14 protein-coding genes and 1 pseudogene are annotated in these 16,196 nt (G+C 64.5%); 3 read left to right on the plus strand and 12 right to left on the minus strand.

The genetic code is table 11. From position 1 onward, the window contains the following. The first annotated feature begins 1 nt into the window (after position 1). A pseudogene (locus tag NKI66_RS02005) lies at positions 2 to 676 on the plus strand (cysteine hydrolase family protein). A 235-nt stretch (positions 677 to 911) separates the two neighbouring features. On the opposite strand, the gene NKI66_RS02010 reads toward NKI66_RS02005, so the two are convergent. After that, positions 912 to 1,853 carry an LLM class flavin-dependent oxidoreductase gene (locus NKI66_RS02010; protein WP_023811178.1) on the minus strand — a complete coding sequence of 314 codons (942 nt, stop codon included), beginning with the start codon at positions 1,851 to 1,853 and terminating at the stop codon, positions 912 to 914. 109 nt (positions 1,854 to 1,962) lie between these two features. Next, positions 1,963 to 2,118: a hypothetical protein gene (locus NKI66_RS02015; protein ID WP_023811179.1), complete on the minus strand. Its 156-nt coding sequence runs from the start codon at positions 2,116 to 2,118 to the stop codon at positions 1,963 to 1,965. Between the two features lie 290 nt (positions 2,119 to 2,408). Here NKI66_RS02015 and NKI66_RS02020 point away from each other — a divergent pair, with 290 nt between their 5' ends. Next, complete coding sequence (locus NKI66_RS02020) at positions 2,409 to 3,176, plus strand: SDR family NAD(P)-dependent oxidoreductase (protein WP_023811180.1); 768 nt, start codon at positions 2,409 to 2,411, stop codon at positions 3,174 to 3,176. A gap of 208 nt (positions 3,177 to 3,384) precedes the next feature. On the opposite strand, the gene NKI66_RS02025 is transcribed toward NKI66_RS02020, so the two are convergent. From NKI66_RS02025 to NKI66_RS02055, 7 genes are all read right to left on the minus strand, one after another. Then, positions 3,385 to 4,329 (minus strand): ABC transporter permease, encoded by a 945-nt coding sequence (locus tag NKI66_RS02025; RefSeq protein WP_023811181.1) that lies wholly within the window; start codon positions 4,327 to 4,329, stop codon positions 3,385 to 3,387. Continuing rightward, complete coding sequence (locus NKI66_RS02030; RefSeq protein WP_127329777.1) at positions 4,326 to 5,381, minus strand: ABC transporter permease; 1,056 nt, start codon at positions 5,379 to 5,381, stop codon at positions 4,326 to 4,328. The genes NKI66_RS02025 and NKI66_RS02030 overlap by 4 nt, the downstream gene beginning before the upstream one ends. After that, the gene (locus NKI66_RS02035) at positions 5,381 to 6,892 is read right to left on the minus strand and encodes an ABC transporter ATP-binding protein (RefSeq protein ID WP_502900908.1); all 1,512 of its coding nucleotides are present in this window, start codon (positions 6,890 to 6,892) and stop codon (positions 5,381 to 5,383) included. Before NKI66_RS02035 ends, NKI66_RS02030 begins: the two co-directional genes overlap by 1 nt. A gap of 172 nt (positions 6,893 to 7,064) precedes the next feature. Beyond that, positions 7,065 to 8,096, minus strand: a complete 1,032-nt coding sequence (locus NKI66_RS02040) for a BMP family protein (protein WP_352613373.1) — start codon at positions 8,094 to 8,096, stop codon at positions 7,065 to 7,067. Between the two features lie 154 nt (positions 8,097 to 8,250). Continuing rightward, positions 8,251 to 9,456 carry a 3-oxoadipyl-CoA thiolase gene (gene pcaF, locus NKI66_RS02045; RefSeq protein ID WP_352750719.1) on the minus strand — a complete coding sequence of 402 codons (1,206 nt, stop codon included), beginning with the start codon at positions 9,454 to 9,456 and terminating at the stop codon, positions 8,251 to 8,253. 1 nt (position 9,457) lies between these two features. Continuing rightward, a complete protein-coding gene (locus NKI66_RS02050) occupies positions 9,458 to 10,255 on the minus strand; it encodes a CoA-transferase subunit beta (protein ID WP_352442122.1) in 798 nt (265 codons plus the stop codon). Then, entirely contained in the window at positions 10,252 to 11,109 is an 858-nt protein-coding gene (locus NKI66_RS02055) for a CoA transferase subunit A (RefSeq protein ID WP_023811186.1), read from the minus strand. The genes NKI66_RS02050 and NKI66_RS02055 overlap by 4 nt, the downstream gene beginning before the upstream one ends. A 120-nt stretch (positions 11,110 to 11,229) precedes the next feature. On the opposite strand from NKI66_RS02055, the gene NKI66_RS02060 reads away from it, so the two are divergent. After that, positions 11,230 to 12,000 carry an IclR family transcriptional regulator domain-containing protein gene (locus tag NKI66_RS02060; RefSeq protein WP_352442121.1) on the plus strand — a complete coding sequence of 257 codons (771 nt, stop codon included), beginning with the start codon at positions 11,230 to 11,232 and terminating at the stop codon, positions 11,998 to 12,000. A 218-nt stretch (positions 12,001 to 12,218) separates the two neighbouring features. Here the strand turns inward: NKI66_RS02060 and NKI66_RS02065 are convergent, their stop codons facing one another. Genes NKI66_RS02065 through NKI66_RS02075 form a run of 3 tightly spaced genes read right to left on the minus strand, consistent with a single transcriptional unit; the run spans position 12,219 to position 16,191 of the window. Continuing rightward, entirely contained in the window at positions 12,219 to 13,520 is a 1,302-nt protein-coding gene (locus NKI66_RS02065; RefSeq protein WP_352750658.1) for an NAD(P)/FAD-dependent oxidoreductase, read from the minus strand. A 2-nt stretch (positions 13,521 to 13,522) separates the two neighbouring features. Further along, on the minus strand, positions 13,523 to 14,902 hold the full coding sequence (locus tag NKI66_RS02070) for a glutamine synthetase family protein (RefSeq protein ID WP_352750660.1): 1,380 nt from the start codon (positions 14,900 to 14,902) through the stop codon (positions 13,523 to 13,525). Between the two features lie 5 nt (positions 14,903 to 14,907). Next, complete coding sequence (locus NKI66_RS02075; RefSeq protein WP_352442118.1) at positions 14,908 to 16,191, minus strand: glycosyltransferase; 1,284 nt, start codon at positions 16,189 to 16,191, stop codon at positions 14,908 to 14,910. Between the last annotated feature and the right edge of the window lie 5 nt (positions 16,192 to 16,196).

The raw sequence follows: 16,196 nt of genomic DNA on the forward strand, positions 1-16,196 counted from the left end.
GATGATCAAGGCAACGCCCTTCGATTTCCCCTATGACGGCAGGCTGGTGGCCGAAAACACCGCGCTGATCGTCATCGACCTGCAGCAGGATTTCCTTTCGACATCAGGCTACTTCGCCAGGCAGGGCTATGACCCGTCGCCTCTAAGGGCGATCCTGCCGACGGTGAGCCGGCTGATCGCGGCCGCGCGCAAGGCCGGCGTCAGGGTCATCCACACGAGGCAGGGCTAGCGGGCCGATATGGCCGATATGACGCCTTACGAAAAATGGCGCCGCAAGCGCGCCGGTCTCGACGGCACCGATATCCTGCTGCGCTCGGGCACGGGGTTCCAGATCGTTCAGGAGATCGATGTGGCGCCGCAGGACATCATTGTCGACAAGACCTGCAACAGCGCCTTCATTTATACGGATTTCGAGCTTGTCCTGCGCGCGCAAGGCATCACGCATCTCATGTTTTCCGGATGCACGACGGATGTCTGCGTCCACACCACGCTGCGCGAAGCCTGCGACCGGAATTTCCAATGCCTGACGATCTCGGACGCTTGCGCCAGCGGCGACAGACAAGCGCACGAAGCAGCGCTTCACATGGTGACGGTTGAGGATGGCGTCTTTGGCGCGCTCGCTGATTCCAGCGCTGTCATTGAAGGCTTGTCGCGATTGTCGGGCATGGCGAGTTAGGGCGCCAAGATCAATGCCGGCGGGACAGCACCCCCCTCTGGCCTGCCGGCCATCTCCCCCGCAAGGAGGGAGATTGGCTGTCATCTCGGCTTTCACTAATCGCCAACGTGGCAAGACGAGCGCTGCGGGTGAAGCTGTCGATCTCCCCCCTTGCGGGGGAGATGTCCGGCAGGACAGAGGGGGGTGTGAAGGATCTCGGCGTTACCGGAATAGCTTTCATTCCGTAGGCCAGAACTCAGCCCGTTGCGCGCGTCTCCAATCCTGCACGAGACGCATATGCCCCAGGCTGGAATGCCTCGTGTTCGCGACGCGCCAGCGAATTGCGCAGCAGGGCGATGGTTTCCCGGCCGACCGTTGCGATCTCACGCGGCGTGTCGACGCCGACAATCATGAATTCATCGATCCCGAGGGCTGCATAGGCAAGCAGCGACAGGGCGGCCTGGGCTGGCGGCCCGGCAACATCGATCGCCTTGTGGCCGGAGGCGGAAGCACCTTGGTGAATCCCGACCGGAAGCGCGAAGCGCAGCTTGCCGGCCCGGCCATGTTCGGCGGCCGAGCGGCGCACCCGCTCCATCAATTGCCGGATCTCATCGATCGAGCCCGGTGCCAATTCAAAGACATCGGCATGCCGGCCGGCAACTTTGAGTGCCGTTCCGGACTGCCCGCCCATGCGGATGACCAGGTCGGCGCCGTGCGGTCCCTTGTGCGGCACGTAGCCGCCCTTGATGCTGTAGAACGTTCCTTCGTGGTCGAAGGGCCGGTCGTTCGACCACAGCCGCTTCAGCAACACCAGATATTCGTCTATGCGCTGCCAAATGACGGTGTGCCCGACCGGCCGTGTTTCGGCGTCGGCGTCGCTCAGCGGCTCGCTGATCATCCTCAGCGCCAGGCGTCCGCCGCTTTTCCTGTCGATCGACGCCAGTTGGCGGGCTGCCACGGTCGGTTCGACCACGCCCGCCCAATGGGTGAGCACGACTTCCAGCGACGAGGTGCGATCGAGCACTTGGGCCGCAAGATCCATGTTGGTCAGCAGCCCGGCCGAATCGTCGACGACGATCTTGCGGAAGCCGCCATCCTCGATCAGCCCGAGCTTGGTCGCGGTCTCGGCAAAGTCGTAGAAAAAGGGAACCGCGGCATCGGCGGTCTTACCCGGAATATGCGTGAACTCGATCGGCATTGCCATGTCCTCCGTTGTGTCGGGCGCGCGAAAGCACGCCGAGGATTCGGTTCATTCAACTCCGATTGCCTGAAAGCGGTGGGCAGCTAACCCCGGTCGATCTGACGACTCAGGGAATAAGGCCCAGAACAACTGCCCCGGTGAACACGAACGCAAGGGCAAAGACGAGATAGGCGAAAGCCCCGGCATAGGCCGGGCGAAAGGCCTGGGCATTGGCCGACCGCTGAGCGCTGCGATCCGTCTGGGCGTTCTGGATGTAGGACATATCGACCTCCGTCTCGGCGATTAATCTATAAAACTGGTAGACTTTGTCGATTGCTATTTTTGGGCTAAAGACAGAATAATTTTCTCCTATGATGCCGGAAGTTGGTAGGCACTTGCTTAGAGGGAGCGCTCGGACGGCCGATCCATATGGCGCGTCCGTTTTTTGCTTCTGCGTCCGAATGGACCTATGGCCTTGCCCTCGCTGCGCTCAATTCGTGGATTGGCCGCCCGGCACGGGCGCGGTAGCATCGCCCAACCAGCAAAGCGAAATCGTCACACAGGGGCAGAAAAATGGGCACAAGACTGGCCGGCAAGGTCGCCATCATTTCGGGAGGAGCGACGGGAATGGGCGGAGCGGCTTCGGAGCTGTTCGCCGCCGAAGGCGCCAAGGTGGCGATCATCGACCGCAACGGCGAGGCGGCCGCCGCAACCGCAGCGGCGATACGCGCGCGGGGACAGATAGCCGAGCATTTCATCGCCGACGTCTCCGACGAAGCCCAGGTCGAAACGGCGGTGAAGGGTGCTATCGAAAAACTCGGACCGGTCACCGTGCTGTTCAACCACGCCGGCACCATCGTCATCAAACCCTTCCTGGAGACGACGGTCCAGGAATGGGACTGGCTGCATGCCGTCAATGTGCGCTCGATGTTCCTGATGACGCGCGCCGTTTTGCCCGGCATGATTGCGGCCGGCGGCGGCTCGATCGTCTGTACTTCGTCGATCTCGGCGGTGGCGGCGACTCCCAACGAAGTGCTCTATGACACCACCAAGGGCGCTTGCCACATGTTCGCCCGCGCCATCGCCGTCGAGTTCCGCGACCGCAACATCCGCTGCAATGCGGTCTGCCCCGGCTTCATCCGCACGCCGCACGGCCTGCGCGAGGTCGCCGACCTCGGCAGGCTCGGCGTCGACGTCTCCGACGCGGCGCTGGCCGCGCAGCAGGGCCGCATCGGCGAACCGGAAGAGGTGGCGAGGGCAGCGCTCTACCTGGCCAGCGACGAGTCGAGCTTCGTCAACGGCACGCATCTGTTTGTGGATAACGGCTTTACCGCGATGTGAGACGCTCAAAGAAGGCGCGAACTTGGCAGGATGCGGGTTCCTCGCCCCCACGAATGGGGGGAGAGGTGGCTCGGCGAAGCCGAGACGGAGAGGGGGAATGGCTCGACCTTGCCTTGCTTCGGCGACAACTCGCCAGCGTCGCAGGCCTCTCTCCGACCGCTTCGCGGCCACCTCTCCCCGCTTTGCGGGGCGAGGAACCCAAGCTTTGCTACCGCTCTTCCCGCCGAAACGGCTTGAGCAGCGCCGACGGTGCCACCGCGTTGCGCGACATCACCGCCATGGCGACGATGGTGAAGATGAACGGCAGCATCAGGAACGCCTCGTAGGGGATGTGTCCGAGCCCGCTGGCCTGCATGCGCAGCTGCAGCGCATCGACGAAGGCGAACAGCAGTGCCGCACCCGCCGAGCGCCACGGATCCCAGCGGCCGAACACGACCAGCGCGATCGCCACCCAGCCGCGCCCCGACACCACGCCGAAGGTGAAAGCGTTGAACTGCGCCATCGACAGGAAGGCGCCGGCCAGCCCCATCAGCGCCCCGCCGAGGATGACTGCCTGGAAGCGCGTGGCGGTGACACTGACCCCCGCCGAATCCGCGGCGCGCGGGTTTTCGCCGACCATGCGCACCGACAGGCCCCATGGCGTGCGGTAGAGCACGAAGGCGGCGAGCGGAATGGCGAGGATCGCCATGTAGACCAGCGCGAACTGGTTGAACACCGCCGGCCCGAGCACTGGAATGTCGGAGAGGACCGGGATCGACAGCGTCTGAAAACCCTTGATGCTGGGCGGCACCGATTGCTGGCCGAAGATCAGCCGGTAGAGGAAATAGGCGAGGCCCGACGAGAACAGCGTCACGCCGATGCCGCAGACGTGCTGGCTGAGGCCGAGCGCCACGGTGAACAGCGCATGCAGCGCGCCCATCAGCATGCCGGTGAGCACCGCCGCCAGCACGCCAAGCCACAGGCTGCCGGTGAGGCTGGCGGCGGTGAAGCCCGTCATCGCCGACAACAGCATGATGCCTTCGATGCCGAGATTGAGCACGCCGGCCCGCTCGGAAAACATTTCGCCGAGCGTCGCGAAAGCCAGCGGCGTGGCAATGCGGATGATCGCGGCCAGGAAGCCGACCTGGAATATCTGTTCGAACACCGCGCTCATCGGGCAACTCCGACGCGGCGGATGCGATAGGCGGTGAACAGCAGCGCCACAAGCATGGCAAGCAATGCGGTGCCCTGGATGACGTCGCTGAGGAAGGCCGGCACGCCGGTCGCCCGCGACATCGCCTCGGCGCCGGTCATCACGGCGGCAAGGAAGATCGCCGCCGGCACGACGCCGAGCGGATTGAGCCGCGCCAGCATCGCAACGACGATGCCGGAATAACCGTAGCCCGGCGAGATGTCGCTCATCACCTGGAAATGCACGCCGCCGACCTCGCCGACGCCGGCCAATCCGGCCAGCGCGCCGGACAGCAGCGCCGTCGAGATCAGCACCCGCTCGACGTGGATGCCGCCATATCTGGCGGCTTCCGGGTTTTCGCCGGTGACCCTGATCCTGAAGCCGAGCGTCGTGCGCACGATCAGGAACCAGATCAGCGGCGCCGCGATCAGTGCCGCGACGACGCCGAGATGCAGCCGCGTGCCTTCGAGCAGCACCGGGAAATTGGCCGAATCCTCGATCGGCGGCGAGATCGGATAGCCGCTGAAACTGTCCTTCCACGGCCCCTCGATCAGCGCCATCAAGGCGTAATAGATGACCGAGTTGAGCAACAGCGAACTGACGACATCATCGACCTTGAATTTTACTCTGAGCGTCGCCGGCACCAACGCGACTGCGGCTCCCGCTGCGGCGCCCGCCACCGCCATCAAGACCATGGCGAGCGGCCCCGGCATTGGAATGGCGCCGACAAAGCAGCTGGCCACCGCGCCGGCAAGCAATTGCCCTTCGGCGCCGATGTTCCAGAATTTTGCTCGGAAGGCGACCGCGACCGCCAGTCCGGTGAAGATCATGGGTGTTGCACGCACCATCGTTTCGGTGATCGCATAGCTGTCGCCCAGCGACGCCGTGAACATCACGCCATAAGCTTCGAGCACGCCGGCGCCGGCCAGCGCAATAAGGCCGCTGCACAAGATGAGCGTTGCTCCGATCGCGAGCAATGGCAGAGCGAGGTTGAACCAGGTCGGCGTCGAGCTGCGGACCTCCAGGCGAAACATCAGCTGTGGCCCTCCGCCCCGGTCATCATCAGGCCGAGCCGTGCGATCGTTGCATCGGCGCTGTCGAGCGTGCTGACGATGCGGCCCTCATACATCACCGCGATGCGGTCGCAGAGCACCAGCAGTTCTTCGAGATCCTCGCCAATGACGACGATGCCGCAGCCCTTGGCGCGCATGTCGAGGAATTTTTCGTGGATGAAGCGGGCGGCTCCGATGTCAAGGCCGCGCGTCGGCTGCGAGACAACAAGCACCTTCGGATCGAAGGCAAGCTCGCGTGCCAACAACGCCTTCTGCAGATTGCCGCCGGACAGCGCCCCGGCGCGGGTCATCGGCCCGGGGCACCTGATATCATAGGCCTTGATCTGCGCCTCAGTGAAGGCGCGGACCGCATCGGGCTTGAGCAGGCCCCTGCTGCTGAACGCTGTGGTGCCGATGCGCGGCAGCACCATCGAATCGGCCAGCGGCAGATTGGTCACCAGTCCGGTCGTCATGCGGTCTTCCGGGATACGGCCAAGTCCGAGCGCCTGCACCTCGCGCGGCGAGAACCGCGAGACCTTTTGGCCGGCAATCGTCATCCGGCCGGCATCGGGCGCCCGCACGCCGGAGATCACCTCCGCCAGCGCCCGCTGGCCATTGCCCGACACCCCGGCAATGCCGAGGATTTCGCCGGCACGGACGGCAAGCGATACGTCGCGCAGCGCCGTGCCCGAATGATGCGAGGTTGAGATACCGTCGAGCGTCAGCACATCAGCACCCGGCGCCGATGGTCCCCGCGCCGGCGGCACGATCTCATGGCCGCACATCAGTGTTGCCATCTCCGAGGATGTCGTGTTGGCCGGGTCATCGACGCGGCCGGCAACGCGGCCATGCCGCAGCACCGTGCAGCGATGCGTCAGCGCCCGCACCTCGTTGAGCTTGTGCGAGATGAAGATGATGCCGAGACCTTGCGCCGCCATAGAACGCAACGCCGAAAACAGCCCGTCGACCTCGCTTGGCGCCAGCACCGCCGTCGGCTCGTCGAGGATCAGCAGCCTGGCGCCACGAAACAGCGCCTTGACGATTTCGAGCCGCTGCTGCTCGCCGACCGACAGCGCCGAGACCGGCAGGTCCGGGTCAAGCACCAGCCCATGCTGGCGGCCGATCTCGGCCAGCCGCGCCAGCCCGCCGGCGCGGTCGATCCGTCCTGTCTTGCCGGGAATGCCGATGAGCAGGTTTTCCAGCACCGTCAGCCGCGGCGCGAGGTGAAAATGCTGGTGCACCATGCCGATGCCGGCGGCCAGCGCATCGGCGGAACTGGTGATCCGCACCGTCTGGCCCTGGATGAGAATCTCGCCGGCGTCGGGCGCATAGGCGCCGAACAGCACATTCATCAGCGTCGTCTTGCCGGCGCCGTTTTCGCCCAGTAGCCCGAGGATCTCGCCGGGCGCGACGCTGAGATCGACGGCCTCGTTCGCCTTGACGGCGCCAAAGCTCTTGGTGATGCCGCGCATTTCGATGAGTGGGGCGGACAAGGATGCTCCTGCGGAGAGAGGCTCTGCTTCACCCTCCCCCTTGTGGGGAGGGTCGGCTCGCAGTCGGAGCGAAGCGGAGATTGCGAGACGGGGTGGGGATGCGCCCTACGAGGACCCCCACCCCGCTCCGCTTCGCGGATCGACCCTCCCCACAAGGGGGAGGGTAAAGAAATCAATCCGAAACCGGCGTATTCTCGTCCACATCCACCCGGAAATTGCCTTCCAGAATCTCCGCCTTCTTCTTTTCGACCAGCTCCTTGACGTCCGCCGGCAGCGTCTTGTCGAACTTGTGGTAGGGCGCCAGATGCGAGCCGCCCTTGGCCATGCGCGAGAAATCGCCATAGTCCTGCGCGGTGAAGACGCCGGCCCTGACCAGTTTGATCGCCTGCTCGACCGTCGGATACATGTCCCAGACCGGACCGGTGATGACCGTGTCGGGGCCGAGACTCGACTGGTCGGACATGTTGGAGATGGCGAGGATCTTCTTGTCCACCGCGGCTTCGATGACACCGAAGCGCTCGGCGTAGATGACGTCGACGCCGGCGTCGATCTGCGCGACCGCCGCTTCCTTGGCCTTGGGCGGATCGAAGAACGAGCCGATGAAGGCGACCTTCTTCTTGATGTTGGGATTGACCTCCCTGGCGCCGGCGAAGAAGGCGTTGACCAGCCGGTTCACCTCCGGAATGCCCATCGCCGCGACGGCGCCGATCGTACCCGACTTCGACATCTTGCCAGCGATCATGCCCGAGAGATAGGCGGGCTCGTGGATCCAGTTGTCGAACACCCCGAAATTGGGTTCCGCCGGGCCGGCGCCGGAGCCGAACAGCCAGGCGGTCTTCGGGAACTGCTTGGCGGTGCGGCGCGATTCGCGCTCGGCGGCGAAGGCGTCGCCCAGCACCAGTTGGTAGCCGCCTTGCGCATATTCGCGCATGACGCGGCTGAAATCGGCGGTCTGCACCTTCTCGGACCATTTGTATTCGATGCCGAGTTCCTTCTCGGCCCTCTGCAAGGCGACATGGATCTGGTTGTCCCACGGCTCCTCGATCGGCGTGGCGAAGATCGCCGCCACCTTCAGCTTCTTGTCCGCCGCGAAGGCGGCGCCCGGCAGCATCGTTGCCGCCAAACCAAGCGCGCCCAGCTCCAGCACATTGCGTCGCGAAAGCCCTTCGCGTTTTGTCTGCGATTTATTGTTCCGGTTTTCCATTGCATTCCCCTCTGTTCGACAGCCGTGTCGAGCCGGCTGTTCGTGAAAATGTCAGACGGGGAAGTATGGAACGACGCCAGACTTTTGTCCACGTGGTCAAATTTGAACCGCGCACCGGATTCTTGATCTTAGCCGGCCAAGCAAGGGCCGCCGATCAAACCCGTTCCAGCGCGACCGCGATGCCCTGGCCGACACCGATGCACATCGTGGCAAGCGCATAACGGCCGCCACGTTCGCGAAGCTCCAGCGCCGCCGTGCCGGAGATGCGGGCACCCGACATGCCCAGGGGATGGCCAAGCGCGATGGCTCCGCCATTCGGGTTGACGTGCGGTGCATCCTCGGCAATGCCGAGCTGGCGCAGCACGGCGATGCCTTGCGAGGCAAAGGCTTCGTTGAGCTCGATGACATCGAACTGTTTTGGTGTCAGGCCAAGCCGCGCGCAGAGTTTTTGCGTCGCCGGCACCGGGCCGATGCCCATGATGCGCGGCGCAATACCGGCGGCAGCGCCGCCGAGGATGCGGGCGATCGGCGTCAGGCCATACTTTTTCACGGCTGCCTCGGAGGCAACGATCAGGGCCGCCGCCCCGTCATTGACGCCGGAGGCATTGCCGGCCGTCACCGTGCCGCCCTGGCGGAACGGTGTCGGCAGCCTGGCCAGCGCATCGACCGTCGTGCCAGCACGGGGATGTTCATCCTTCGAGACGACAACCGCATCGCCCTTGCGCTGCGGGATCGTCACTGGCGTGATCTCCTTGGCCAGCCGGCCATTGGCTTGCGCGGCGACCGCCTTGTCCTGGCTGCGCACGGCAAAGGCATCCTGGTCCGCGCGGGAGATGGCGAACTCTTCCGCGACATTCTCGCCGGTCTCCGGCATCGAATCGACGCCATACTGCTTCTTCATCAGTGGGTTGACGAAGCGCCAGCCGATGGTGGTGTCGTAAATCTCGGCATTGCGCGAAAACGCCGTGTCGGCCTTGGGCATGACGAAGGGTGCCCGGCTCATCGATTCGACGCCACCCGCGATCATCAGTTCCGCCTCGCCTGCCTTGACGGCCCTGGCTGCGATGGTCAGCGCATCCATGCCGGAGCCGCACAGGCGGTTGACGGTGGAGCCCGTAATCTCCTTCGGCAAGCCTGCCAGCAGCAGCGCCATGCGCGCCACGTTGCGGTTGTCCTCGCCGGCCTGGTTGGCACAGCCATAGACGACATCGTCGACAGCCTGCCAGTCGATGCCGGGATTGCGCTCGACCAATGCCCTCAGCGGTATCGCGCCGAGATCGTCGGCACGCACGGAAGACAGCGAGCCGCCGAAGCGGCCGATCGGCGTGCGGATGTAGTCACAGATGTAGGCCTCGGCCATGTCATGCAGCCTTTGCTTTTCCGGTTCCCTCATGCGCCGCCTTGGTGCGGGCCTGCAGGTCGCGCAATGTCTTGAGTTCGAGTTCGCTTGGCGCCGGCGTTTCGTCAAGCGCCTCGCCGAACTTAACCACCCAGCCACAGCTCTCCTGCACCTGCTGGCGGGTGACGCCTGGATGCAGCGACACGACGGTGAATTCCTTGCTCACCGGATCCGGCTTCCAGATGGCGAGATCAGTGATCAGCAAGGTCGGGCCGGCGGTGTCGATGCCCAGACGCTTTCGATGATCGCCGCCCTCGCCATGGCCGAAGGAGGTGAAGAAATCGATCTTCTCGACCATGCCGCGCTTGGTCTGCGCCATGGTGATGTAGATCTCCTTCGACGACGTCGCGATCTCTGGCGCGCCGCCGCCGCCGGGCAGCCTGGTCTTTGGGTGAAAATAATCGCCGATGACCGTGGTGTTGATGTTGCCAAACTTGTCGAGCTGCGCCGCACCGAGGAAGCCGATCGAGATGCGCCCACCCTGCAGCCAGTAGCGGAACATCTCCGGCACCGCGACGGTGGTGACGGCGGTTTCGCACAATTCGCCATCGCCGATTGACAGTGGCAGCACGTCGGGCGCGGTGCCGATCGTGCCGCTCTCGTAAATCAAGGTGATGTCGGGCGCATGCGTCAGCCGCGCCACATTGCAAGCGGCGGATGGCGCGCCGATGCCGACGAAACAGACATCGTCATTGCGCAGCGCGCGGCTGGCGGCGATCGTCATCATCTCGTTGGGGGTGAAGCCCTGATTGTCGCTCATGCCGCTTTCCTCAGATGCTCGACCCGGGCCTCGAAATCGCCGGCACTCTTCTCGATGACGTTGGCCCGCATCCACGCCTGGAATTTCTCGCGGTCGGCGGCGATTTCGTCCCATTCGAGATAGGCGGCATTGTCGCGCGCATAATAGCCATGCGCGTAGGACGGATGCGAGCCTCCGGGCACGACCGATATCGCGGCAATCGTCCAGCGCGGCAGCACGGTCAGGTTGGGGTGCAGATCGTCGAAATTGTCGACCACTTCCTCGACCGTCACCACCGCGCGTTTGGCCGCCAGCACCGCTTCCTTCTGGATGCCGATGATGCCTTCGACCAGCACATTGCCTTTCTTGTCGGCCTTCTGCGCATGGATGAAGGTGACGTCAGGCCGGATCGAAGGAACAGCGGCCAGCACCTCGCCGGTGAACGGACAGGTGACAGACTTGATGTTCGGGTTGACCGCCGCGAGGCCAGCACCGCGATAGCCGCGAAACACCGCGCAGGGCAGGCCGGCAGCACCCGCTTCATAGGCGTTGGCCATGCCGGCATGGCTGTGCTCCTCGATTTCAAGTGAGCGCGGGAAACCGTTCTCGATGGCATCGCGGGCGCGGCGCAGCAGGCCGACGCCGGGATTGCCGACATAGGAGAAGACGATCTTCTTCGCCATGCCCATGCCGATCATCTGGTCGTAGATGAGGTCCGGCGTCATGCGGATCAAGGTCAGGTCGCGAAAACCCTGGCGGATCGCCTCATGCGCCGCCGCCGTCGGGATCAGATGGGTGAAGCCCTCGAAGGCAGCCGTGTCACCATCTTTCAAATTCTCGGCCACGGCCTGTTTGAGCGGCAGGAACTTGACCATCGCATCGGCTCCAGGCTGAGAAAGTTCGTATTGCGAACATATGTTTTATATGCGATACTTTCTATGCTGAGCAGAGGCGTGGAGTCAATCCTGACGCCGATGTCGTTCTGCGGAGACAAGATGGACGAAGAGGCTGTTTCCCGTGATCATGTCGGCTCGCTTGAACGCGGCCTTGCCGTCATGGAGATCCTGGCCCGCCATCCCTCGGGCATGACGTTGACTGAAATGGCCGAGGAAGCGGGCCTGACCCGCGCCGGCGCCCGCCGCTTCCTGCTGACACTCACCGCCACCGGCTATGCAACACAGGCCGGCCGCGTGTTCTCGCTGTCGCCGCGCCTGCTGACGGTTGCCCGCACCTGGCTCGGCGGCGCCTCGCTATGGGCCTTCGCCGCCCCCATCATGCGCGCGGTCGCCGCACAGCTGAACGAGGCCTGCTCGGCAGCCATCCTGTCGGGTGAGGATGTCGTCTATGTCGCCCGCATTCCCGGCCGCCGCATTCTCAGCGTGTCACTCGATGTCGGCACCAGGCTGCCTGCCTATTGCACCTCGATGGGGCGCATCTTGCTCGCGGGCCTGACGCCTCAGGAATTGGACGCATTCCTCGACCAGGCGACCATCGAGAGACGGACGCCGAAGACGATCATCGACGTCAGGCTGCTGGCCGGCGCCATCGGCAAGGCGAAAGCGGACGGCTTTGCCATCGTCGATGAGGAACTGGAACTCGGCCTGCGCTCGATCGCCGTGCCGATCCGCGACCGGGCAGAGCGCACGGTCGCGGCCATCAACGTCTCGACGCAATCCGCGCGTTTTTCTGTCGCGGAGATGGAGCGGGAGATCCTGCCCGTGCTGCTGGAGGCCAGGCAGCGCATCGAGGATTTTTTCGTGATCTAAGTCGGCGGGACAGCACCCCCCTCTGGCCTGCCGGCCATCTCCCCCGCAAGGAGGGAGATCAGCTGTTATCTCGGCTTTCGCCAAATCTACACCGTTGTAGGGCGAGCGCAGCGCTGAACCTGCCAATCTCCCCCTTGCGGGGGAGATGTCCGGCAGGACAGAGGGGGGTGTGAAGGATCGCTACGGGTACTATTTTGTGCCGTTGCAGCAACGCGACTTCAATGCTTGATCCGATCCCGCATCGCGTACCACAGCATGCCGAGCACATAGAGCGGCCCACGCAGTGCCGTCCCACCCGGAAACGGCATCGGCGTCAGTGTCGAGAACAAATCTAGCCGCGAGGCGTCGCCCATGATCGCTTCGGCCAGCAGCTTACCGGACAGCGTCGACAGGATGACGCCCTTGCCGGAATAGCCATGCGCGAAATAGACCTCGCCATAGTGCCCGACGTGCGGCAGCCGCGATGTCGTCACCGACACAAGCCCGCCCCAGGCATGATCGATGCGGCAGCCCTTGAGCTGCGGAAAGGTCTTTTCCATATGCGGCCGCACGAAGCCGGCGATATCGGCCGGCGGTGACGGCGTGTAGCGTTCGCCGCCGCCGAACAGCAGGCGGCCATCCGCAGACATGCGGTAGTAGTTGACGACGAAGCGCGTGTCGGACACCGCGACATTGGCCGGGATGACATTGCGCTTGCCCTCCAGCGGCTCGGTGGCGACGATGTAGTTGCCGACCGGCATGATGCGGCTGTTGACGCGCGGCTCCAGCCCGTTGAGCAGAGCGTCACCCGCCAGCACGACATGTCTGGCACGCACCGAACCCTTTGATGTCGAGACCCGGACCGAAGGCTCGCGCTCCAGCCGCACGGCGACCGAATTCTCATGGATGGTGACGCCCGCAGCAACCGCGGCGCGGGCGAGGCCGAGCGTGTAGTTGAGCGGGTGCATGTGGCCGCCGAGCGGCTCGTACATCGCGCCATGGTAGGGTGTATCGACCTTGGCTCGGGCTTTAGCCGCCGATAGGATTTCCGCATGCGGGAACTTCATCACCGTGGCCAGGCACTCGGCCTCTTCCTCGAGATCCCTAAGGTCGGAGCCGTTGACCGCGCCGACCAGATGGCCGGTCAGCCTGAGATCGCAGTCGATGGCATGCCGCTCGATAATATCGAGCACCAGCCCGCGCGCCTCGAAGGCAAGATCGAACAGCACCTTTGCCCGCTCCGGCCCGTAGAGTTTGACCAGTCCCTTGGCGCCCTTGCGCAGGCCGGGGATCATTTGGCCGCCATTGCGCCCCGACGCCCCCCAGCCGATCTTGCCGCCTTCGAGCAGCACCACCTTCAACCCACGCTCGGCGGCGTGAAGGGCGGCGGACAACCCTGTGCACCCGCCGCCGACCACCACCAGGTCGGCATCGACATCGCCGGCGAGCGCCGGATGGTCCGGCGCTGGATTGGCGGTGGCGACATAATAGGATTTGGCGATATCGAGGCCCGAATTGAAGCCCGTTGAACTGCAAGCCATAGTCACACCTTCAGCAGAAGGTGGTCGCGTTCCCAGCTGGTCACCACGCCCTGGAAAAGGTCGAGCTCGACGCTCTTGACGCGCAGATAGGTCTGGAAGAAATCCTCGCCCAGCAGTTCACGCACCGGGCCGCAAGCCTCGAAACGATCGAGCGCCTCCTCCATGGTTTTCGGCAGCGTGCTCTTGATCTTGTAGGCATTGCCCGACGCTTCGGCCGACCGCGCCAGTCTCTGTTCGACGCCGAGATAGCCGGCAAGCAGCGAGCCGGCTATCGCCAGGTAAGGATTGGAATCCGCGCCCGGCAGCCGGTTCTCGACCCGCCGCGCGGAGCGGCCGCCGGCCGGCACGCGCAGGCCGCAGGAACGGTTGTCATGCGACCACTCGATGTTGGCCGGCGCGCTGTGGTTCGGCCTGATGCGGCGGAAAGAGTTCACGTTGGGCGCAAACAGCGGCATGATTTCCGGGACATATTTCTGCAGGCCGCCGATGAAATGGCCGAACATTGCGGTGTCGGCATCGTCGCTGCCGGCAAACAACGTCCTGCCGGCCTCGTCGATGACCGACATGTGCAGATGCATCGAGCTGCCGGCCTGTGCGGCGATCGGCTTGGCCATGAAGGTGGCGTGCATGCCGCTTTGCTGCGCGGCCTGTCGCGTCAGCCGCTTGAACAGCAGCACCTTGTCGGCCAGCGGCAGCGCATCGCCATGCAGGAAGTTGATCTCAAGCTGCGCCGTACCTGATTCGTGGATCAGCGTGTCGAGCGGCAGTCCGGCCGCCGCAGCGTAGTCATAGATGCGGCGGATCACCGGCTCGAACTCCTCGAGCGCGGCCATGTCATAGGGATGCTGCACTGTCTCGGCTCGGCCGTTGCCACCGACTGGCGCGGTCAGCGGACGGTCCGGATCGGGATTGGGCGCGGTGAGATAGAATTCCAGCTCGGGCGCCACCACCGCCCGCCAGCCACGCTTGGCGTAGAGATCGAGCACGGCGCGCAGCACATGGCGCGGCGAGGCCATCCAAGGCCGGTCGTCCATATGGAAGGCATCGGCAAAGACATAGGCCTTGCCGGGAGCGGCACCCGGCGCCAGGCAGAGCGTCGATACATCAGGCACCATGCGCATGTCCGGATCCGAATAGGCAAAACCCTCGTCGATCGAGCCGGAGTAGCGGCCGTCGATGCTGACCAGGAAAGCGCTGCTCGGCAGATAGAGCGCGCGGTCTTCAAGCGCCTGGAGGAATTTGGCCGTAGGCAGCGCTTTGCCGCGCAGGACGCCATTCATGTCGGGCACCAGGCACTCGACTTCGTTGATGCCGTGCCGGACCAGCCAGGCTTTGGCATCGGTACCGCTGGAGAGCGAGATGTTCGTGTTGTTGTCAGGCATTTCGTTCACGTCCGTATCAGAGAGAGTATGGTTTGCGCGGCCGCATCCGTTCCAGGTTTCAGCGCCATTTGGGCTGCATTGTCCTTGAGGCGGGTGCGCATGGCATCGTCGGCCAGCAGGCCGAGAATGGCTCTCTCCAACACTCCTTCGGTCCAGGCGTCACGGCCGATATGGTCTCCGACACCGGTCTCTCCGGCGCGCCGCGCATTGTCGTGCCCATCCCAGCAATAGGGCATGATCAGCGACGGCACGCCGAAGCGCAGCGCCTCGCAAAAGCTGTTGTTGCCGCCATGATGAATGAACAGATCCGACTTCGCCACGACCGAGGGCTGCGGAAACCAGGCGTCGAGATAGACATTGTCGGGCACCGCGCGATAGGCGTCGCGCAGGCCGCCGGCATTGACGATGAAGCGGGCCGGCAGCCTGTCGAACACCGCCAGCATGCGCTCGATCAGCCCGACATCCATGGCGCCGAGGCTGCCGAAGCTGACATAGACCAGCGGCCCGCCATTGCGCGGAAAAACCGGCACCTCGAACGGCCCTTCCGAACGCACACAGCCTTCGAGATAGACGAAGCGGGCCGGGTCGAGCGGCTCGGCGCGCTCGCGGCGCACGATCGAAGGCGTCAGCAGCAAATTGAGGTCGGGCGACGTCTCCAGGAACAGGCCCTTCGGCAGCGGCGCCAGGCCGGCATCCATCCGAAAGCGGTTGAAGCGGTCATGCGCCGGTGCCGAGGCCGTGAGATAGCGGGCCTCGAACGCCGCGCGTTGCGGGTCGTCGGCGCCAAGTCCCGACAGATAGGGTGGCACATTGGCATCCGGAAGCTCGGTCTCGGCGCAGGAGACGACGCGCACCCAGGGGCAGCTGGCGGCGGCGATCGCCGGGAACATGATGACATTGTCGAGCACCACCGCGTCCGGCTTCAGCCGCGCCAGCAATTGGCGCAGCGGCGCCTCGGCATTGACCGCGGTGTCGACGATGGCCTGCCAGGTCGGCGCGACATAGGTTTCCAGCTGGTCGATCGGGCTCAGCCGGAAATGCGGCAGGTGCCGGCGCACGAAAGCCTGCCAGTAGCTCTGGCGTTCGCTGTCGCTCAGCGGCTCTTCTGTCGGCAACTGGTATTCCTGGAAACCATAGTCGGCAAAGACGCCGGAAAAGCCGGCATGGCAGATGAAGACGGGCCGAGCGCCTCTCGCGCGCAACGCCTGCGCGATGCCGACGCAATTCAACGCCGCGCCGAAGCTTGCTTCGGGGAACAGCGCGATGGTCGGGCTGGCTTTACGCGTCAATTAAT

The organism is Mesorhizobium sp. M0518 (assembly GCF_040321125.1).
Taxonomy (GTDB): domain Bacteria; phylum Pseudomonadota; class Alphaproteobacteria; order Rhizobiales; family Rhizobiaceae; genus Mesorhizobium.